Consider the following 20204-nt stretch of genomic DNA (forward strand, 5'->3'; position numbering starts at 1 on the left):
CGGCGCACTGGACGAAAGGGTTGAGTAGGGACAAATCCCTGTTCAGAAATCGCGCTCGCTAGCCGCGCCCCCAAAAAAAAGCCCCGTGCCGGAGCACGGGGCGTTCTTCGACGCGGAACGGGAAGCGGGAATCAGCGCTTGCCCATCTCCGGCACGTCGCGGGTCGCGGCGCCGTTGAACAGCTGGCGCGGACGGCCGATCTTGTACTCCGGATCGGTGATCATCTCTTCCCACTGCGAGATCCAGCCCACGGTACGGGCCAGCGCGAAGATGCAGGTGAACATCGAGGTCGGGATGCCCAGCGCGCGCTGGACGATGCCCGAGTAGAAGTCGACGTTCGGGTACAGCTTGCGGCTGACGAAGTACTCGTCTTCCAGCGCGATCTTCTCGAGCTCCATCGCCAGCTTGAACAGCGGGTCGTTGTGCAGGCCCAGCTCGTTCAGTACCTCGTGGCAGGTCTCGCGCATCAGCTTGGCGCGCGGGTCGTAGTTCTTGTAGACGCGGTGGCCGAAGCCCATCAGGCGCACGCCCGAGTTCTTGTCCTTGACCTGCTTGATGAACTCGCTGATGTTGTCGACGCTGCCGATCTCTTCCAGCATGTTCAGCGCCGCCTCGTTGGCGCCGCCGTGAGCCGGGCCCCACAGGCAGGCCACGCCCGAGGCGATCGCCGCGAACGGGTTGGTGCCCGACGAACCGGCCAGGCGCACGGTCGAGGTCGAGGCGTTCTGCTCGTGGTCGGCGTGCAGGATGAAGATGCGGTCCAGCGCGCGTTCGAGCACCGGGTTGACCTGGAACGGCGCGCACGGCGTGGCGAACATCATGCGCATGAAGTTGCCGGTGTACGACAGGTCGTTCTGCGGATAGATGTACGGCTGGCCGATGTTGTACTTGTAGGACATCGCGACCAGCGTCGGCATCTTGGCGATCAGGCGGATCGCCGAGATTTCGCGCTGATGCGGATCGTTGATGTCCATCGCGTCGTGATAGAACGCGGACATGCCGCCCACCAGGCCGGTCAGCACGGCCATCGGGTGCGCGTCGCGGCGGAAGCCGCGCATGAAGAACTGCATCTGCTCGTGAACCATCGTGTGGTTCATCACGCGGCCGACGAATTCTTCCTTCTGCTTGGCGTTGGGCAGCTCGCCCTTGAGCAGCAGGTAGCAGACTTCGAGGAAGTCGCACTTCTCGGCCAGTTGCTCGATCGGATAGCCGCGGTACAGCAGTTCGCCCTTGTCACCGTCGATATAGGTGATACGGGAATTGCAGGAGGCCGTCGACATGAAACCCGGGTCGTAGGTGAACTTGCCGGTCTGGCCGTACAGCTTGCGGATGTCGATCACGTCCGGGCCGACGGTACCCTTGTAGATCGGCAGCTCGACGCTGGGGGACCCATCGGAGAACGATAGCGTGGCTTTCACATCGGACGGCGTCATGTCGGTTCCTTCAAATGCTAAGAATAATAGTGTTGACCAAACTCACACCGAGCGCAGCAGGCCTAGCAGCTTGCGCATCGGCGGCGTGTCGAGCTCACCGTCCAGCTCCTTGCGGGCAAGCAGCAGGTCCATCAACTCGTTGTCGCTGAGCTCGAGCAGCTCGCTCAGCGATGCCACGTCCTCGTCGGACAGGCTCTCCTCGTAACGGTTGAAAAAACGTTCGACGATGATGTCGTTCTCCAGCAGGCCGCGGCGCGCGCGCCAGCGCAGTCGCGCCCGCTTGTGCGGGTCGGCCTGATGGGAGAAAGTGGTGGGGTGATCCGTCATATGGCTTGGCCTTCACGGACGACGCCGTGGGGCGTCGTCCGGTCCAGCAGGTTCAGACCGCGCGGCGAACCATCAATTCCCGAATCTTGCCGATCGCCTTGGTCGGATTCAGTCCCTTCGGGCACACATCCACGCAGTTCATGATGGTGTGGCAGCGGAACAGGCGATACGGGTCGTTCAGGTCGTCCAGACGCTGGTTGGTGGCCTGGTCGCGGCTGTCGGCGATGAAGCGGTAGGCCTGCAGCAGGCCGGCCGGGCCGACGAACTTGTCCGGGTTCCACCAGAACGACGGGCACGAGGTCGAGCAGCTCGCGCACAGAATACACTCGTACAGGCCGTCGAGCTCGTCGCGCTCTTCCGGCGACTGCAGGCGCTCCTTCTCGGGCGGCGGCTCGTCGTTGATCAGGAACGGCTTGATCGAGTGGTACTGCTTGAAGAACTGCGTCATGTCGACGATCAGGTCGCGCACGACGGGCAGGCCCGGCAGCGGACGCAGCACGATGCGGTCCGGCAGCTCGCGCATGTTGGTCAGGCAGGCCAGGCCGTTCTTGCCGTTGATGTTCATCGCGTCGGAACCGCACACGCCTTCGCGGCAGGAGCGGCGGAACGAGATGCTCTCGTCGAGCTTCTTGAGCTTGACCAGGGCATCGAGCAGCATGCGCTCGTGACCGTCGAGCTCGACCTCGTAGGTCTGCATGCGGGGCGCCGCGTCCTTGTCCGGATCGTAGCGGTAGACTTCGAAAATACGCTTCATTTCTGTGGGTCCTGTAGTCGTCTGTAGTCGCCTACGCGGTGCTTAGAAGGTGCGGGCCTTGGGCGGAACGCTTTCGACCGTCAGCGGCTGCATCTTGACCGGCTTGTAGTCGAGACGGTTGCCTTCGCTGTAGAACAGCGAGTGCTTGAGCCAGTTCTCGTCGTCGCGCGTCGGGAAGTCGCTGTGGGCGTGGGCGCCGCGCGATTCCTTGCGGGCCGCGGCCGAGATCATCGTGGCCTTGGCCACTTCGACCAGGTTGGCCACTTCCAGCGCCTCGACCAGCGCGGTGTTGAACACCTTCGACTTGTCCTTCAGGTGGATGTTGTCCGAACGCTCGGCCACTTCCAGGATGCGCTGCACGCCTTCGTCCATCAGCTTCTGCGTGCGGAACACGCCGGCGTGCGACTGCATGTTGCGGCGGATGTCGTTGGCGACGTCCTGCGCATACTCGCCCGACGAGGACGACTGCAGCTTGGCCAGGCGCGACAGCGCGCGGTCGGCGGCATCGGCCGGCAGCGGCTTGTGTTCCTTCTGCTTGAGCGCGGTCGAGATGATGTGGTTGCCGGCGGCGCGGCCGAACACCACCAGGTCCAGCAGCGAGTTGGTGCCCAGGCGGTTGGCGCCGTGCACCGACACGCAGGAGCATTCGCCGATCGCGTAGAAGCCGTTGACGACCTCGTTGGGATTGCCGTTCTTCGGCACCACCACCTGGCCGTAGTAGTTGGTCGGAATGCCGCCCATCTGGTAGTGGATGGTGGGCACGACCGGGATCGGTTCCTTGATCGCGTCGACGTTGGCGAACTTCAGGCCGATCTCGCGGATCGACGGCAGGCGCTTCATGATCTTCTCGGCGCCGACGTGGGTCAGGTCGAGCAGCACGTAGTCGCCGTTCGGGCCGCAGCCGCGGCCTTCCTTGATTTCCTGGTCCATCGAGCGCGAGACGAAGTCGCGCGGCGCCAGGTCCTTCAGCGTCGGCGCGTAGCGCTCCATGAAGCGTTCGCCGTCCTTGTTGCGCAGGATGCCGCCTTCGCCGCGCACGCCTTCGGTGATCAGCACGCCCGCGCCGGCCACGCCGGTCGGGTGGAACTGCCAGAACTCCATGTCTTCCAGCGGCACGCCGGCGCGCGCCGCCATGCCCAGGCCGTCACCGGTGTTGATGAAGGCGTTGGTCGACGCGGCGTAGATGCGGCCGGCGCCGCCGGTGGCGAACAGCGTGGTCTTGGCTTCGAGGATGTAGACCTCGCCGGTTTCCATTTCCAGCGCGGTCACGCCCAGCACGTCGCCGTCCTGGTCGCGGATCAGGTCCAGCGCCATCCATTCGACGAAGAAGTGGGTCTTGGCGCGGACGTTGCGCTGGTACAGCGTGTGCAGCAGCGCGTGGCCGGTACGGTCGGCCGCGGCGCAGGCACGCTGCACCGGCTTCTCGCCGTAGTTGGCGGTGTGGCCGCCGAACGGGCGCTGGTAGATCGTGCCGTCGGGGTTGCGGTCGAACGGCATGCCGAAGTGTTCGAGCTCGTAGACCACCTTCGGCGCTTCACGGCACATGAACTCGATGGCGTCCTGGTCGCCCAGCCAGTCCGAGCCCTTGACCGTGTCGTAGAAGTGATAGTGCCAGTTGTCCTCGCTCATGTTGCCGAGCGAGGCACCGATGCCGCCCTGCGCCGCCACCGTGTGCGAGCGCGTGGGGAACACCTTGGAGAGCACGGCGACGTTCAGGCCGGCTTCCGCGAGCTGGAGGGATGCGCGCATCCCGGCGCCGCCCGCCCCGACGATGACCACGTCAAAGCGCCGACGCGGCAATCCAGTCTTGACTGCGACCATGAATTACACCCTCCAGAGAATCTGAGCAGCGTAGCCCGCGCATCCGACGAGCCACAGAATCGTAAGAACTTGCAGCACGAGGCGAACCGCCATCGGCTTCACGTAGTCCATCCAGATGTCGCGCACGCCGATCCAGGCGTGATAGAGCAACGACAGGATCGTGACGAATGTCAGGATCTTCATCCATTGATTGGCGAACAGGCCCGCCCAGCCCTCATACGAGGCACCGTTCGACAACAGGAACGCCACCGCCAGCACGACGGTGTAGACCACCATCACCACGGCGGTCACGCGTTGCGCCAGCCATTCCTTCATGCCGTAGTGGGCACCGACGACCAGACGCTTGGGACCGATATTGTTATTTGCCACCTTGCATGCTCCTCAAAACACGCCGAACAGCTTCAGACCGAACACGGCGGTCAGAAGCAGGCTGACGATCAGCACGGCGATGGCCGACTTGGCCGACGACGGCTTGTCCACGCCGACGTGCATGTCCAGCAGGAGGAAGCGGATACCGGCGCAGAAATGATGCAGATAGCCCCAGATCAGAACCAGCAGAACCAGCTTGACGAAGCCACCGGACAGAAGGGCCGAGAACTTTGCGAAGCTCAGTTCGGAAGTGACGCTCTGCTCGAAGAGGTAGAGGATGAAAGGAAGGAGGAGGAACAGCAGCGCACCGCTGACGCGATGCAGGATGGACACCTTGCCGGCCCAGGGCAACCGGTAGCGTGCGAGTTGCCCGATACCGATATTCCGGAACTCCGGCCTGGCTTGTTTGACGGCTTCAGCCATGCGAGACCCCATTAGCGATAAAAAAACGAAAGAGCCGAATGCACAATGTGCAAATCCACGTGATTTTAGCGCCTTTGTTGCGCGGCGCACCAATAATTTTCGACTATCGCACACCAACATGGCAGCCGCGACAATCGCGCGCAACGCCATTGCGCAACGAATCTCGCGGTGCCGGATTTCGCGCCGCCGTCACGCATGCCACGCGCTCGCATCACGCATTGAACGCGCATTCAACACGCCACGCGACACGCAGCCGCGGCGCTCTCCACCACCCCTCGCCGCGCATTCCGATCGCCCTGCGCAATGCCGGCCGCCGTTGACGACAAGGCGCGCAACAATCGCCCGCGTCATGCGTTCTCTCGCGCGTGGGTGCGCGGGGCCGTTCAGCTCAGATCGTTCTGGTAATAGTGCCGCGTGGTCACATACAGCCCGCGCCGCACTTCGACGGGACGGTCGCCATAGGTGAACGAGACCCGCTCCACCGACAGCAGCGGCGAACCGGGTTCGACCGACAGCAGCGCCGCGGCGGTTTCGTCGGCGCTGACGGCGCGGATCTTTTCGGTGGCGCGCACCATGCGCGTGCCGTACTCGGCCTCGAACAGCGCGTACATCGGCCCTTTCCACTCGGTCAGCTTCTCCGCCGTCAGGCCCTTGAAGTTCGCGCCCAGCAGCCAGATGTCGTCGAGCACGGTGGCTTCGCCGGAGAAGAACAGCACGCGGCGGATCTGCACCACGCTGTCGCCGGTGCGGATGTCGAGCAGCCGCGCGATCTCGGCCGGCGCCCGCAGGCGCTTGCATTCGAGCACCCGGCTGGCGCCGTAGTGCGGCTCGCCCTCGTCGGGGACCAGCCGCAGGAATCGGAACTTGACCACGTCCTCGTGATGGGTCGTCACGAAGGTGCCCTTGCCCTGCCGGCGCGCGACCAGGTTCTCCGCCGCGAGCTCGTCGATCGCCTTGCGGACCGTGCCCTGGCTGACCTTGTAGCGGGCCGCCAGCTCCATCTCGCTGGGGATCATCTCGCCCGGCTTCCACTCGCCGGACTGCAGGCTCTGCAGGATCAGCGACTTGATCTGCTGGTAAAGCGGGCTGAAGGTCGGGGAAACCGCCTGGGAAGCGGCCTGGGAAGCGGCGGAGGCAGTGGCCGGGGGGACGGCCGCGGCACTGGCGGCGCTGGAAGCGGCCGGTGCGCTGGCGGGCGTGGACGCCGACGTCCCGGCGCCGGGCGTGGCGGCGCCATCTTGCGCGGCCGTCACGGCGGCGGCGGCGAGGGACGTGGGCAACGTGGACATAGGCGGATTTCACCACAGATCGACAAAGCGCGTCCAGCACTGCATCAAATGTCTTATGTCTTATATAAGACATATGAATTGACAGCCCATGCCACGGCGCCTACACTCGCGCCCTGTCGTGCGCCCGCGGTCCGCCCACGGATGCGCGTCCCCGGGTGCGCTGTGGTGCGGTTCGCCGCCTGCCTCGGCCGGAATACGGCTGGATGCGGTCCCCGGCTTCGCAGTAGACTTACGCCTTGTCGTCATCCGCGACCCGCCGCGGCACCTCCGCCCGCCCTGCCGAGCGCGGCGCCGGACGGTGCGCCGCCGCCCGTGGCGACAACCTCGCTCCCGGTGTGCCCCGGCGCAATGGCGCGACAATCGCGCGCCGCGCCTCGTGCCGCACCGGCCGGTTTCCCTTTCTTCGTTTGGAGACTTACAGATGGCTAAAGCCCCCATGCGCGTCGCAGTGACCGGCGCCGCTGGCCAGATCGGCTACTCCCTGCTGTTCCGCATCGCCAACGGCGACATGCTCGGCAAAGACCAGCCGGTCATCCTGCAGCTGCTGGACCTGCCGCAGGCCCAGAACGCCGTCAAGGGCGTCGTGATGGAGCTGGAAGACTGCGCGTTCCCGCTGCTGGCCGGCGTGGTGATCACCGACGATCCCAAGGTCGCGTTCAAGGACGCCGACGTCGCGCTGCTGGTCGGCGCCCGTCCGCGCAGCAAGGGCATGGAGCGCAAGGACCTGCTCGAAGCCAATGCGCAGATCTTCACGGTGCAGGGCAAGGCGCTGGACGAAGTCGCCAGCCGCAACGTCAAGGTGCTGGTGGTCGGCAACCCGGCCAACACCAACGCCTATATCGCGATGAAGTCGGCACCGAACCTGCCGAAGGAAAACTTCACCGCGATGCTGCGCCTGGACCACAACCGCGCGCTGTCGCAGATCGCCGCCAAGACTGGCAAGCCGGTGTCGTCGATCGAGAAGCTGTTCGTCTGGGGCAACCACAGCCCGACCATGTACGCCGACTACCGCTACGCGACCGTCGACGGCCAGAGCGTCAAGGACCTGATCAACGACCACGCCTGGAACAACGACGTGTTCCTGCCGACCGTCGGCAAGCGCGGCGCCGCCATCATCGAGGCGCGCGGCCTGTCGTCGGCCGCCTCGGCCGCCAATGCGGCGATCGACCACGTGCGTGACTGGGTGCTGGGCTCGAACGGCAAGTGGGTCACGATGGGCATCCCGTCGGACGGCTCGTACGGCATTCCGCAGGACGTGATGTTCGGCTTCCCGGTCACCACCGCCAACGGCAAGTACGAACTGGTCAAGGGCCTGGAGATCGACGCCTACAGCCAGGAAAAGATCAACATCACGCTGAAGGAACTGGAAGAGGAACGCGCCGGCGTGCAGCACCTGCTGGGCTGATACCCTTCCCTTCGCCGCATGCGAAACCGGGGCACCGCAACGAATCATCGAAGCGGGCCCCGGTTTTTTTGTTGCTCCTCGCGTAGGCGTACGTCCGATACCGGCCGCGCCGCCTTCGCTGTAAACGGGTTGTTCCGGCGTTTGCCGTCCTTGCCCTGATGTGCCGCGATGCGGCCGGGCAAGCCAGCCCCGCTTCCCGAATTTTCCCGATTCCCTCTCCCACCGTTAGAGACGAAGACGACGTGCATCCATCCGAAGTCTTGTTCCAGGGCGAAGCCGTACCGGTCCAGTTGCCGGTCTGCGACCACTATGCCGGCAGCGAGAAGCTGATGCGCAAATCGCTGGCGCTGCAGCAGGAGCTCGGCCCGGTATTCGACCTGACGCTCGATTGCGAGGACGGCGCCGCGGTCGGCAGCGAGCGCGAGCATGCGCAGCTGTGCGCGCAGCTGATCAACGGCCCGCTGAACCTGTACAACCGCGTCGGGGTGCGCATCCACGATCCCGCGCATCCGAGCTGGGGCGACGACGTCGATATCCTGGTCGCCGGCGCCGGCGCGCGGCTGGCCTATGTGACGGTGCCCAAGGTCACCGACGTGGTCGAAGTCGCCCGCGTGACCGACCGCGTCAACCAGGCCGCGCGCGCGGCCGGAATCGCCCGCCATATCCCGATCCACGTGCTGATCGAAACCCACGCCGCGCTCGAGCAGGTATTCCGCATCGCCTCGCTGGTGCAGGTCGAATGCCTGAGCTTCGGCCTGATGGATTTCGTGTCGGCGCATCACGGCGCGATTCCCGGCGAGGCGATGCGCTCGCCGCAGCAGTTCGAGCATCCGCTGGTGCGCCGCGCCATGCTGGAGATCTCGGCGGCCTGCCATCGCCACGGCAAGGTGCCCTCGCACAACGTCAGCACCGATATCCAGAACCCGGAGCGCGCAGGCGACGACGCGCGCCGCGCCCGCGCCGAGTTGGGCTTCCTGCGCAAATGGAGCATCCATCCGGCGCAGATCGCGCCGATCGTGCGGGCCTTCCAGCCGGGCGATGAGGAGATCGGCCTGGCCAGCGCGATCCTGCTGGCCGCGCACGAGAACAACTGGGCGCCGATCCGGCACCAGGGCGAGCTGCACGACCGCGCCAGCTACCGCTACTACTGGGCGCTGCTGCAGCGCGCCCATGCGACCGGCGCCACGCTGCCGGCCAATGTGACGGAACTGTTTTTCGGCTAGGCCGGCGCCGGGGGCATCGCCAATGACGGTGCGCCGGCGGTTCGGCAAATCGGCGAGAATAGCGGCGCCGCGTTTGGCGTGAACCCGGCAGACCGGCAGGCCGCAAGGCCAGGACCAAGATCCGGGGCCCGTATCCAGGACCCGGGACACGGGACTCAGGACCCAAGACTCAAGACCCAAGACCAATAAGCGCGACAGCGCAGAATCCGCAGATCCAGATCCAATTTCAGATTGAGACCTGCAATTTCCGCATCCACCCATCCATATCGAGGAAGTATCCGATGAAACACCTCCTTCTCGCCGCCTGCCTCGGCGTCTTCACGCTGTCGGCCGGAAGCGCCGCCATCGCCCAGGAAACCGCCAAGAAGGCCAGCACGGCCAAGAAGAGCGCCGCCAAACCGAAGGCCAAGGCCAGCAGCAAGAAAGGCACGACCAAGACCGCGGCCGCGGCCCCGGTGGTGCCGGAAGGCGAGAAGTGGCAGTGCGAACTGGGCAAGTCGCTGTACGTCGCCGGCAACATGCTGCGCGACGAAGTGATCACCGTGCACTGGGACGGCCGTAACCACCGCTTGCCCCGCCAGGCCACGGTGACCGGCGCCGACCGCTATTTCGACCCGCAATCGGGCCTGGACCTGGTGGTGATCCCCAGCAAGGCCATGCTGTTCGACCGCAACCACGGCCAGCGCCTGGCGGACGAATGCCAGACCACCGCCATGCTGGCTGGCGCCGCCGCGCCCACCCAGTCCGGCGCGCTGCGCGCCCCGGTAACTACGCCGCTGCTGGTCGCGCCGCCGACGCCGGCCACGCCGGCCCAGGACGGCCAGCCCGCCGCTCCGGCCGCTCCGTCGGCCGCCGCCCCGGCCGCGGCCGCCGGCGCCACCGAGCAGCAAGCGGCGCCGCGCCAGTAAGACGCGGTACCCGGCCCCGCGCTCGCATGCCGCGCGGGGCCACGCAGCACCACACCGAGGAGAAGTGTCGTGTCCGCAGCCAGTCCGAATCTCCGTCCAAATCCCCATCCGCAGGCCCGGCCCGAGCCGGACCAGGTGCTGGTCGACATCGCCGACTATGTGACCCGGTACCAGGTCAAGAGCGCCCTCGCCTACGACACCGCCCGCAACTGCCTGATCGACACGCTCGGCTGCGGCCTCGAGGCGCTGTCCTACCCCGCCTGCACCAAGCTGCTCGGCCCGATCGTCCCTGGCACCGTCGTGCCGCACGGCGCCCGGGTCCCCGGCACCCAGTTCCAGCTCGACCCCGTTCAGGCCGCCTTCAACATCGGCACGATGATCCGCTGGCTGGACTTCAACGACACCTGGCTGGCGGCCGAATGGGGCCATCCGTCCGACAACCTGGGCGGCATCCTGGCCACCGCCGACTGGCTGTCGCGCCAGCGCGTCGCGGGCGGCAGGAAGCCGCTGACGATGAAGGACGTGCTGACCGCGATGATCAAGGCCCACGAGATCCAGGGCTGCATCGCGCTGGAGAATTCGTTCAACAAGGTGGGGCTGGACCACGTGGTGCTGGTCAAGGTCGCCTCCACCGCCGTGGTCGCGCAGATGCTGGGCCTGTCGCGCGACGAGATCGTCGATGCGCTGTCGCTGGCCTGGGTCGACGGCCAGAGCCTGCGCACCTATCGGCATGCGCCGAATACCGGCAGCCGCAAGAGCTGGGCCGCCGGCGACGCCACCAGCCGCGCGGTGCGGCTGGCGCTGATCGCCAGGACCGGCGAGATGGGGTATCCCTCGGTGCTGACGGCCAAGACCTGGGGCTTCTACGACGTGCTGTTCGACGGCAAGCCGTTCCGCTTCCAGCGCCCGTACGGCAGCTACGTGATGGAGAACGTGCTGTTCAAGATCTCGTTCCCGGCCGAATTCCACGCGCAGACCGCGGTCGAAGCCGCGATGACGCTGCACGGGCTGCTGGACGGCATGGGGCGCACGGCGGCCGAGATCCGGCGCGTGACCATCCGCACCCACGAGGCGTGCCTGCGCATCATCGACAAGAAGGGGCCGCTGGCCAATCCGGCCGACCGCGACCACTGCATCCAGTACATGGTGGCGGTGCCGCTGCTGTTCGGGCGGCTGACCGCCGAGGATTACGAGGACAGCGTCGCCGCCGATCCGCGCATCGATGCGCTGCGCGAAAAGATCGCCTGTGTCGAGGATGCCGGCTTCACCGCCGACTATCACGATCCGGACAAGCGCTCGATCGCCAACGCGCTGACGGTCGAACTGACCGACGGCACGGTGCTGCCCGAGGTGGCGGTCGAATACCCGATCGGACACCGGCGGCGGCGCGAGGACGGCATTCCGCTGCTGGTCGAGAAATTCCGCACCAATCTGGCGCGCCGCTTTCCGCCGAAACAGCAGCAGGCGATCCTCGACGTGTCGCTGGACCAGGCGGCGCTGGAGGCGATGCCGGTGCACGAGTACGTCGATCTGTATGTCATATAGCGTCGCCTCGGCATCATTGGATGCCGCTCCGGCGCTTCGGGTCATCATCACCAGATGTGATTTTTTCCGCTCTTTTACTGGTATAGGATGCGCGAGGCCGAAGTGGCGTGCCGGTTGCCCGTGCCGAACGTGACGCATAAAGTAATGCTGATGCCGTCACGCCGGCGCTGCAGTCGCCGCCCGCCACGTCATGTCGATGCGCAGCGAAGTTCGCACAACGTCCGCACGAAGTCCCGCAAATAGCACCTCTTCGATTGGAGTCAGGCAATGCCCCACAACTTGAACGACACGCTCAAAGAATTCCAGATCGGCCCTTCCGCGAAGGGACAGTTCTACTCGCTGCCGCAGTTGGGCAAGACCCTGGGCGTCGCCATCGAGCGCCTGCCGGTGTCGATCCGCCTGGTCCTCGAATCGGTGCTGCGCAACTGCGACGGCAAGAAGGTGACCGAGGAACACGTGCGCCAGCTGGCCAACTGGGACCCGACCGGCGCGCGTGTCGACGAGATTCCCTTCGTGGTCGCGCGCGTGGTGCTGCAGGACTTCACCGGCGTGCCGCTGCTGGCCGACCTGGCCGCGATGCGCAACGTCGCCGAGAAGATGGGCCAGAACCCGAAGAAGATCGAGCCGCTGGTGCCGGTCGACCTGGTCGTCGACCACTCGGTGCAGGTCGACCACTTCCGCGAGAAGAAGGCGCTGGACCTGAACATGCAGCTCGAATTCCAGCGCAACAACGAGCGCTACCAGTTCATGAAGTGGGGCATGCAGGCGTTCGACACGTTCGGCGTGGTGCAGCCCGGCTTCGGCATCGTGCACCAGGTCAATCTCGAATACCTGGCGCGCGGCGTGCACCGCAAGGACGGCATCTACTACCCGGACACGCTGGTCGGCACCGACTCGCACACGACCATGATCAACGGCATCGGCGTGGTCGGCTGGGGCGTCGGCGGCATCGAGGCTGAGGCCGGCATGCTGGGCCAGCCGGTCTACTTCCTGACGCCCGACGTGGTCGGCGTGGAGCTGCAGGGCCGGCTGCGCGAAGGCGTCACCGCCACCGACCTGGTGCTGACGATCACCGAGATGCTGCGCCGCGAGAAGGTGGTCGGCAAGTTCGTCGAGTTCTTCGGCGAAGGCACCGCCAGCCTGTCGGTGCCGGACCGCGCCACCATCGGCAACATGTCGCCGGAGTACGGCGCGACCATGGGCTTCTTCCCGGTCGACGAGAAGACCATCGAATACTTCCGCGGCACCGGCCGCACGCCCGACGAGATCGCCGCGTTCGAGGCGTATTTCCGCGCCCAGGAGCTGTTCGGCATCCCGCGCGCCGGCGAGATCGACTACACCAAGGTGCTGACACTGGACCTGTCCACGGTGGCGCCGTCGCTGGCAGGCCCGAAGCGTCCGCAGGACCGGATCGAGATCGGCAACGTCAAGCGGACCTTCGCCGACCTGTTCAGCAAGCCGGTCGCCGAGAACGGCTTCAGCAAGGACCCGGAGGACCTGGAGCGCGTCTACAAGACCTCGGACGGCATTCCGGTGCGCAACGGCGACGTGCTGATCGCGGCGATCACCTCGTGCACCAACACCTCGAACCCGAGCGTGATGCTGGCCGCCGGCCTGCTGGCCAAGAAGGCCGTGCAGGCGGGGCTGCACGTGGCGCCGCACATCAAGACCTCGCTGGCCCCCGGCAGCCGCGTGGTGACCGAATACCTGAAGGCCGCGGGCCTGCTGCCGTATCTGGAGAAGCTCGGCTTCGGCGTCACCGCCTACGGCTGCACCACCTGCATCGGCAATGCCGGCGACCTGACGCCGTCGCTGAACGAGGCCATCGTGCAGAACGACCTGGTGGCCGCCGCGGTGCTGTCCGGCAACCGCAACTTCGAGGCGCGCATCCATCCGAACATCCGCGCCAACTTCCTGGCGTCGCCGCCGCTGGTGGTGGCCTACGCGATCGCCGGCAACATCCTGTGCGACCTGATGACCGAGCCGCTGGGCAAGGGCAAGAACGGCCGCGACATCTATATCGGCGACATCTGGCCGACCTCGGACGAGGTCAATGCGCTGATGCGCTTCGCGATGGACGAAGAGACCTTCAAGGACAACTACGAGAAGGTCAAGAAGCCGAGCACGCTGTGGGGCAAGATCAAGGGCACCTCGGGCCAGGTCTACGACTGGCCCAAGTCGACCTATATCGCGCAGCCGCCCTTCTTCGAGAACTTCACGATGGAGCCCGACAGCGGCGCGCGCAGCATCCGCGGCGCCCGCGCGCTCGGCATCTTCGGCGACTCGGTGACCACCGACCACATCTCGCCCGCGGGCTCGATCAAGGACACCTCGCCGGCCGGCAAGTACCTGCTCGAGAACGGCGTGCTGAAGGCCGACTTCAACAGCTACGGCTCGCGCCGCGGCAACCATGAGGTGATGATGCGGGGCACCTTCGCCAACGTGCGCATCAAGAACCTGATGATCCCGCCGCGGGAAGACGGCACGCGCGTCGAGGGCGGCTACACGCTGTTCCAGCCGTCCGGCGAGCAGCTGTCGATCTACGACGCGGCGATGAAGTACATCGCCGAGGGCACGCCGACGGTGGTATTCGGCGGCGAGGAATACGGCACGGGCTCGTCGCGCGACTGGGCCGCCAAGGGCACGCAGCTGCTGGGCGTCAAGGCGGTGATCGCGCGCAGCTTCGAGCGGATCCACCGTTCGAACCTGGTCGGCATGGGCGTGCTGCCGCTGCAGTTCAAGGGCGAGGACAGCGCGCAGTCGCTGGGACTGACCGGCACCGAAACCTTCGACATCGAAGGCATCGAGGGCGAGCTGCGGCCGCAACAGGACGTCACGCTGGTGATCCACCGCGACGGCGGCCAGACCCAGCGCGTGCCGCTGCTGCTGCGCATCGACACGCCGATCGAGGTCGACTACTTCAATCACGGCGGCATCCTGCCCTTCGTGCTGCGGCAGCTGCTGGTGGCGTAAACGCCGCGCCATGAAGGCCGCGCCATGGCCCCCGGTGGCATTCGCCGCCCGGGGCGATGGCGCGGTCATCGCCTTGTCATGACTCCGTCATCGCCGCTTCATGGCCGCATGTAAGTTCCACGCAAGCCTGCGCTGCCACACTCGGTCTCATCCATAGAACAGCGCGGCCCCTCCCTGGCGGCCGCCAACGAGACCTAGGAGACAAGCATGGCCAAGATCCTGATCGCCTTTATCGTCATCGCCGGCGCCGCCCTGATGCTGCTGATGCAGGGAGGCGGCGACGTCTCGATGGGTGGCGAGCAACACGGCACCGAGACCCACGCGCCGGCCTCGGGCGAGGCCAAGACCCAGAAGTGACCGGGCAGCCCTGACGGGCTTGTGGCAAGGCGGACACCGTTCCGATGCGTCGCCCGGCAGCACCGCGCCGGTCCGGCAGGCACCTGCCGTATCGCTTGCGGATGCGCACTCCATGCGGGCGATGCCGACACGCCGACGATGCGGCGCATGGCACATCCATCAGGGTTTGCCCATGTGTTGGCTGGGCCGTGTCAACGCAACGAGTAGAATACCGTTTTACCGAAAAACGGATGAACTCAGCATATGGCAGGTTTTCGCCCCAAGGCCTCTCAACGACTGTCGCCGGACGCCGAGCGTCTCGTCGCCGACGCGCTCGCACTCGATGCGTCGGGTAGCCGCATGGAGGACGCGTATTGGGAACGGCGCCTATCGCAACGCCTGGGCCGGCTGCTGAAAAACGGCAGCCAGTCGGCGCTGGACGCCGCGCTCGAGCATCTGTTCAAGCACAACGTCGACGCCTCCGACGTCCTGGCCGAGCAGGCCGAGACGCTGGCCGAGTCGGCCACCGTCGAGATCGACGGCGTGCGTTACGACGCGCTGCTGATCGCGGCGCCGATCCTGGCCCACACCCGCTACGCGATTCCGTCGGGCGCGCTCAAACCCGAGCAGGCGCAGACGCTGGCCGTGCACCTGCAGGCCCATGTGGTGGCCTCGAATGCCCGCATGGCGCTGTCGCCGTACCTGTACAGCATCGACCAGTTGCCGCGCACCCATAGCGACACCTTCGCGCTGACCCACAAGCTGATCTCGGCCGCGCTGGCCGGCGTCGCGCCCAAGGTCGATCTGCGCGACCTGCCCGAGACCGCGCCCATCCTGGCCGATCCGCGCTATCTGCTGGCGGTGGTGGTCGCCGAGCACGAGCAGCCGCTGTTCCGCTGGCAGGAGGAATCGAAGGAGCACCATGCCGAGCGCTCGGTGTGCCTGGAGCAATGGCGCACCCAGGTCCAGCCCTCGCTGGCGCTGCTGCTGCCGGGCTGCGAGTTCGAGCTGCTGCTGCCCGACGCCTTCTTCCTGTCGTGCCGCGAGTCGGACAAGAGCATCCGTCCGCTGACCGTGCGCGCGGCGGTCAACTATCTGTGCGGCACGCTCGATATCACGGCCGGCCAGCTGGCGGCCGTCACCGCGGCCTTCGGCGAGGACGAGGTCGAGGAATACCGCGTCGCCTTCACGATGCGCGGCGAGAAGGACGTGATCTACGGCATCGTCTGGCCGGTCTACGGCCGCGAGTCGGGCGAGATCGACGACAGCGGGCAAGGCAATCCGCTCGAACAGATCTGCGAGGAACTGCGCAACGCCGGCGTCGACGACATCTTCCGCCACGCCTCGCTGTTCGATCCCGAGTACTGCGAGGACTGCGGCACGCCGCTGTACGCGGACCGTTCCGGCGAGATCGTGCACGCCGAGCTGCCCGAGGACGCGCCGACGCAGCAGCCGCTGTTCCACTGAGCCGCGCGAGGCGGCAACGGAACGACCCGACGGCCCGCAACCTTGCGGGCCGTTGTCATTGCGGCGTGGCTCGTTGAGACGCGGACCGTTGCCCTTGCGCCGGGCCCGTTGTCATTGCGGGGCCGGCCCCTCGCTGACGCAGCGCCACAGCGGGTGGCCCGAGGCCTGGTACTTGCGCTCGAACGGCGTCATCGGCTGCGCCGGATGCCAGGGCTCGGTACGGGCGGGCCGGCCCACCAGCGCCAGCGCCTGCGCGAATTCGTCGATATACACCGGCCAGTTGCTGCGGCACTCCAGATAGTCACCGCAGGCGGCCAGCGCGGGAAACACCGCATGGCCGTGCCAGCGCCGTCCGAGATGCCCGATCTTGGGCCAGGGATTGGGATACAGCACGTAGTGGCGCGCCACCGCGATGCGGTCGCGCTGCAGCAGGCGCCAGACGTCGACCAGATCGGCGCGCGCCCAGACAAAGTTGTCGGGCAGCGCGCCCTGCCACCAGTCCTTGCCGGCGGTCAGCCGCTTCTCGGACTGATCGACGCCGATGACGAAATGGTCCGGAAAGGCCTGCGCCAGCCGCAGCGTGCTTTCGCCGACGCCACAGCCGGCATCGAGGATCAGCGGCGCGCCGCCGGCGGCCTGCCAGCTGGCCAGCGCCGCGTCGAGCGCGCGCCGGCTGACCTCGCCGATCGGCTTGCGGAACGGTTCGGCGAGATGGCGGGCGACGCGGGTGGCAAGCTGGTGGTGGGCATCGGTCTGGGCCGACGTGATCGAGCGGGAGTTGGCGAACATGGGCGCGATTCTACCGGGCGGGCTCCGGCGGGCGCTCGTTGGTGGACGTGCTTCGGTGTTTCGGTGCTTCGGTGCTTCGGTGTTTCGGTGCTTCGGTGTTTCGGTGTTTCGGTGCTTCGGTGTTTCGGTGTTTCGGTGTTTCGGTGGATGGGCTTCGGTGGGACGCGCGTCGGTTCGGGCGCGCCGTGCCTGCGCGACCCGCGCCTGCAGTCGCCATAAGCATATGACGCACGCATCGCACGCCGGCCGCGATTTATCGGCACAATGCGCACGAAGCCATCCGCGAACCCGCCTGCCCGGCGTGGCCGCCGTCCTCCCCAATGCGTCGATGTGTCGATGCGGGGACCGGCAAGCCCGCCTCCCGCGCAGGCCCGTACAGGAGCCAAGCAACGATGCCGCACCGCCACCGCCCCCTTCACAAGTCCCGCCAGACGACCCCCGCCCAACCGTCCCGCCGCGGCTGGCTGCGCACCAGCGCCGCGCTGCTGGCCACGCTGGGCGCCAGCGCGGCCTTCACGCTGCTGCCCGCGGGCGCCGCCCAGGCCGAGGACCTGCGCATTGGCCTGGCGGCCGACGTCACCTCGATGGACCCGCACTGGAACAACGCCGGGCCCAACAACGCGATCGCGCTGCATATCTTCGAGTCGCTGGTGTTCATGGACAAGAACGCCCGCTATATCCCGGGCCTGGCGTTGTCGTGGAAACCGATCGACGCCACCACCTGGGAAATCAAGCTGCGCCCCAACGTCAAATGGCACGACGGCTCGCCGTTCACCAGCGAGGACGTCAAGGCGTCGCTGCAGCGCCCCGAGAAGCTGACCAACGCGCCGGGCTCGTTCACCAGCTACACCAAGCCGATCGCGCGCATCGACACGCCGGACCCGCTGACGGTGCGGCTGACCATGAACGTGCGCAACTACGCCAACCTCGCCAACGACCTGAACAGCGTGCCGATCATGCCCAAGCGCATCGCGGCCACGCTGAATCAGACCGACTTCGACAGCGGCAAGGCGATGATCGGCACCGGGCCGTTCAAGTTCGTCCGCTTCGCGCGCGGCAGCGAGATCGTGATGGAGCGCAATCCGGACTACTGGGGTCCGAAGCCCGAGTGGGACCGCGCGGTGTTCCGCATCATCACCGACAGCGGCGCGCGCACCTCGGCGCTGCTCGCCGGCGACGTCGACGTGATCGAGAGCGTGCCGTCGGCCGACGTGGCCAAGCTGAAGAAGGACGCGCGCTTTCGCATCGAGCAGCAGGTCTCGTGGCGCACGATCTTCTGGCAGATGGACCAGTGGCGCGACGATCCGCCCTATGTGACCGACCGCGCCGGCAAGCCGCTCGGCAAGAACCCGTTCAAGGACGCGCGCGTGCGTGCCGCGATCAGCCATGTGCTGAACCGCGACGCGATCGTCTCGCGCATCATGGAAGGCCTGGCGGTGCCGGCCTCGTCGATCGTCTCGCCGCAGATCTTCGGCCATCCGGGCACCAAGCCGGACGCCTACGATCCGCAGCGCGCCAGGCAGTTGCTGGCGCAGGCGGGCTATCCGAACGGCTTCGGGCTGACGCTGCATGCGACCAACAACCGCTATCTGAACGATGCCGCGGTGGCGCAGGCCACCGCCAGCATGCTGACGCGCATCGGCATCCAGACCAAGGTCGAGACGATGCCGGTGGCGGCGTACTTCACGCGCGCGCGCCAGGGCGATTTTTCCTTCCAGATGCTGGGCTGGGGCTCGGCCGCGGCCGACGTCGCGCTGCGCTCGATCACGGGCACGCCCGATCCCAAGACGGGCTACGGCACGTGGAACTGGGGGCGCTACAGCAATCCGCAGCTGGACAAGCTGATCGAGACCTCGCTGACGACGATCAGCAGCGACAAGGCGCGCGAGGAGAACGCGCGCAGCGCGGCCAGGTTCGCGCTGGCCGACCACGCCATCATCCCGTCGCACAGCCAGCTGGCGATGTGGGCGATGCGCAAGGGCGTACGCTACGAAGCCCGCACCGACGAATGGTCGCTGGCGCAGTTCTTCCACAAGGAATAACGGCAGGCGGGAGGAACCACCTCGCTCTCCCCGACTCTCCCACCCCTCTCCCCCCTGATCGGGAGAGGGAGAACCCCTGAGCAGAAATCCGGCGAGAGGCGCCCCTCTACCGCGCGCGGGAGAGGGGCCGGGGGAGAGAGCCGCGGCTTAAATCCGCAGCCGCTCTTCCTGCCGCGCATTCGCGCGGCGCAAGCCCTTGACCCACTGCCGCGCCGGCAGCCCGGTCGCTTCCTGCACCACGCGCGCGCGCTGCTCCAGGGTCTCCCAGTCGATATCGATCGCCGGCCCGTTGAAGGCCAGCGCGATCACGTTGCCGTCGTGCACCTCCGGGAACACCAGCACGCGGTCCTCGAACGCCTCGCAGATCCGCACGATGTTCTTCGGGAAGCTGTCGTGGTCGCCGAACAGGTTGATCGTCATCACGCCGGGGGCCTTCAGCACGCGCCGGCAGGCCTTGTAGAAGGCCGTGGTGTCCAGCACCGGACCGCGCGCGGTGGCGTCGTACAGATCGACCTGCAGCACGTCGTGCGCGCCAGTGCTCGCGGGGTCCATCACATAGTCCCAGGCGTCCTGCTCGCGTACCGTCAGCCGCGCATCGTCCTCGCGCAGGCCGAACATGCTGCGCCCGGCGACGATCACGGCCGGGTTCAGTTCGACCGCGGTCACGCGCGCCCTGGCGAAATGCCGATGGCAGAACTTCGTCAGCGAGGCCGCGCCCAGCCCAAGCTGCGCGATATGGAAGTCGCGCTGCGACGGCGACAGGAACAGCAGCCAGGCCATCATCTGCTGCGCGTATTCGAGCTCGATCGCGTCGGGCTTGCGCAGCCGCATCGCGCCCTGCACCCACTCGGTACCGAAATGCAGGTAGCGCACGCCATTCCATTCGGAGAAGGTCACCGGCGCAAAGCGCGGCGTCATCCGTTTCTCGTCGCGGCGATCCTCCGCCGCACCGAGATCGGAGGCAGTGTCGCAATCGTGGCGGCGCGCATTGCGCTCCCGTTCGCCGCGCGCGGGACGGCGGGAAGCCACGGCTTCGATCGATTTTCGTTTCAACAGGGTCATCAGTCAGCAATGCGGCAGGCTACGGAAAGACAGCCCGG

18 protein-coding genes are annotated in these 20204 nt (G+C 66.7%); 9 read left to right on the forward strand and 9 right to left on the reverse strand.

The genetic code is table 11. The annotated features are described in order from the left end of the window. Positions 1-131: 131 nt before the first annotated feature. The 6 genes from gltA to sdhC all read right to left on the reverse strand — a co-directional run bounded on the left by gltA (position 132) and on the right by sdhC (position 5127). The gene (gltA, locus tag KZ686_RS14285; protein ID WP_149316992.1) at positions 132-1433 is read right to left on the reverse strand and encodes a citrate synthase; all 1302 of its coding nucleotides are present in this window, start codon (positions 1431-1433) and stop codon (positions 132-134) included. Between the two features lie 42 nt (positions 1434-1475). Next, positions 1476-1760 carry an FAD assembly factor SdhE gene (locus tag KZ686_RS14290; protein WP_006578088.1) on the reverse strand — a complete coding sequence of 95 codons (285 nt, stop codon included), beginning with the start codon at positions 1758-1760 and terminating at the stop codon, positions 1476-1478. Positions 1761-1812: 52 nt separating this feature from the next. Further along, positions 1813-2514 (reverse strand): succinate dehydrogenase iron-sulfur subunit, encoded by a 702-nt coding sequence (locus KZ686_RS14295; protein ID WP_149316991.1) that lies wholly within the window; start codon positions 2512-2514, stop codon positions 1813-1815. Between the two features lie 42 nt (positions 2515-2556). After that, positions 2557-4335: a succinate dehydrogenase flavoprotein subunit gene (gene sdhA, locus KZ686_RS14300; RefSeq protein WP_149316990.1), complete on the reverse strand. Its 1779-nt coding sequence runs from the start codon at positions 4333-4335 to the stop codon at positions 2557-2559. 3 nt (positions 4336-4338) lie between these two features. Then, on the reverse strand, positions 4339-4650 hold the full coding sequence (sdhD, locus tag KZ686_RS14305; protein WP_255650780.1) for a succinate dehydrogenase, hydrophobic membrane anchor protein: 312 nt from the start codon (positions 4648-4650) through the stop codon (positions 4339-4341). Positions 4651-4716: 66 nt separating this feature from the next. Further along, entirely contained in the window at positions 4717-5127 is a 411-nt protein-coding gene (gene sdhC / locus KZ686_RS14310) for a succinate dehydrogenase, cytochrome b556 subunit (RefSeq protein ID WP_006578084.1), read from the reverse strand. Positions 5128-5165: 38 nt separating this feature from the next. Here sdhC and KZ686_RS14315 point away from each other — a divergent pair, with 38 nt between their 5' ends. Then, positions 5166-5447, forward strand: a complete 282-nt coding sequence (locus KZ686_RS14315; RefSeq protein ID WP_265632672.1) for a hypothetical protein — start codon at positions 5166-5168, stop codon at positions 5445-5447. Between the two features lie 63 nt (positions 5448-5510). Here KZ686_RS14315 and KZ686_RS14320 read toward each other — a convergent pair whose 3' ends face one another. Continuing rightward, positions 5511-6416, reverse strand: a complete 906-nt coding sequence (locus KZ686_RS14320; protein ID WP_150082711.1) for a GntR family transcriptional regulator — start codon at positions 6414-6416, stop codon at positions 5511-5513. Positions 6417-6837: 421 nt separating this feature from the next. On the opposite strand from KZ686_RS14320, the gene KZ686_RS14325 reads away from it, so the two are divergent. The 7 genes from KZ686_RS14325 to KZ686_RS14355 all read left to right on the forward strand — a co-directional run bounded on the left by KZ686_RS14325 (position 6838) and on the right by KZ686_RS14355 (position 16273). Beyond that, positions 6838-7821, forward strand: coding sequence for a malate dehydrogenase (locus KZ686_RS14325; RefSeq protein WP_006578853.1), 984 nt, complete (start codon positions 6838-6840; stop codon positions 7819-7821). Positions 7822-8063: 242 nt separating this feature from the next. Continuing rightward, on the forward strand, positions 8064-9044 hold the full coding sequence (locus KZ686_RS14330; RefSeq protein ID WP_226107506.1) for an HpcH/HpaI aldolase/citrate lyase family protein: 981 nt from the start codon (positions 8064-8066) through the stop codon (positions 9042-9044). 281 nt (positions 9045-9325) lie between these two features. Then, positions 9326-9952 (forward strand): hypothetical protein, encoded by a 627-nt coding sequence (locus KZ686_RS14335; protein ID WP_262484844.1) that lies wholly within the window; start codon positions 9326-9328, stop codon positions 9950-9952. Positions 9953-10021: 69 nt separating this feature from the next. Then, positions 10022-11497 (forward strand): bifunctional 2-methylcitrate dehydratase/aconitate hydratase, encoded by a 1476-nt coding sequence (locus tag KZ686_RS14340; RefSeq protein ID WP_265632675.1) that lies wholly within the window; start codon positions 10022-10024, stop codon positions 11495-11497. A 267-nt stretch (positions 11498-11764) separates the two neighbouring features. Further along, the gene (gene acnA / locus KZ686_RS14345; protein WP_149316984.1) at positions 11765-14470 is read left to right on the forward strand and encodes an aconitate hydratase AcnA; all 2706 of its coding nucleotides are present in this window, start codon (positions 11765-11767) and stop codon (positions 14468-14470) included. A 207-nt stretch (positions 14471-14677) separates the two neighbouring features. Next, positions 14678-14827 (forward strand): hypothetical protein, encoded by a 150-nt coding sequence (locus KZ686_RS14350; protein ID WP_170265902.1) that lies wholly within the window; start codon positions 14678-14680, stop codon positions 14825-14827. Between the two features lie 243 nt (positions 14828-15070). Beyond that, a complete protein-coding gene (locus KZ686_RS14355; protein ID WP_006579014.1) occupies positions 15071-16273 on the forward strand; it encodes a DUF2863 family protein in 1203 nt (400 codons plus the stop codon). 111 nt (positions 16274-16384) lie between these two features. Here KZ686_RS14355 and trmB read toward each other — a convergent pair whose 3' ends face one another. Continuing rightward, positions 16385-17062 (reverse strand): tRNA (guanine(46)-N(7))-methyltransferase TrmB, encoded by a 678-nt coding sequence (gene trmB / locus KZ686_RS14360; RefSeq protein ID WP_265632676.1) that lies wholly within the window; start codon positions 17060-17062, stop codon positions 16385-16387. A gap of 392 nt (positions 17063-17454) precedes the next feature. Between trmB and KZ686_RS14365 the strand changes: the two genes are divergently transcribed. Beyond that, positions 17455-19104 (forward strand): ABC transporter substrate-binding protein, encoded by a 1650-nt coding sequence (locus KZ686_RS14365; protein WP_265632677.1) that lies wholly within the window; start codon positions 17455-17457, stop codon positions 19102-19104. Between the two features lie 147 nt (positions 19105-19251). Here the strand turns inward: KZ686_RS14365 and KZ686_RS14370 are convergent, their stop codons facing one another. Then, entirely contained in the window at positions 19252-20166 is a 915-nt protein-coding gene (locus KZ686_RS14370; RefSeq protein WP_265632678.1) for a class I SAM-dependent methyltransferase, read from the reverse strand. Positions 20167-20204: the final 38 nt, after the last annotated feature.

Origin of the sequence: Cupriavidus cauae (assembly GCF_026210475.1) — a bacterium.
GTDB lineage: Bacteria > Pseudomonadota > Gammaproteobacteria > Burkholderiales > Burkholderiaceae > Cupriavidus > Cupriavidus cauae.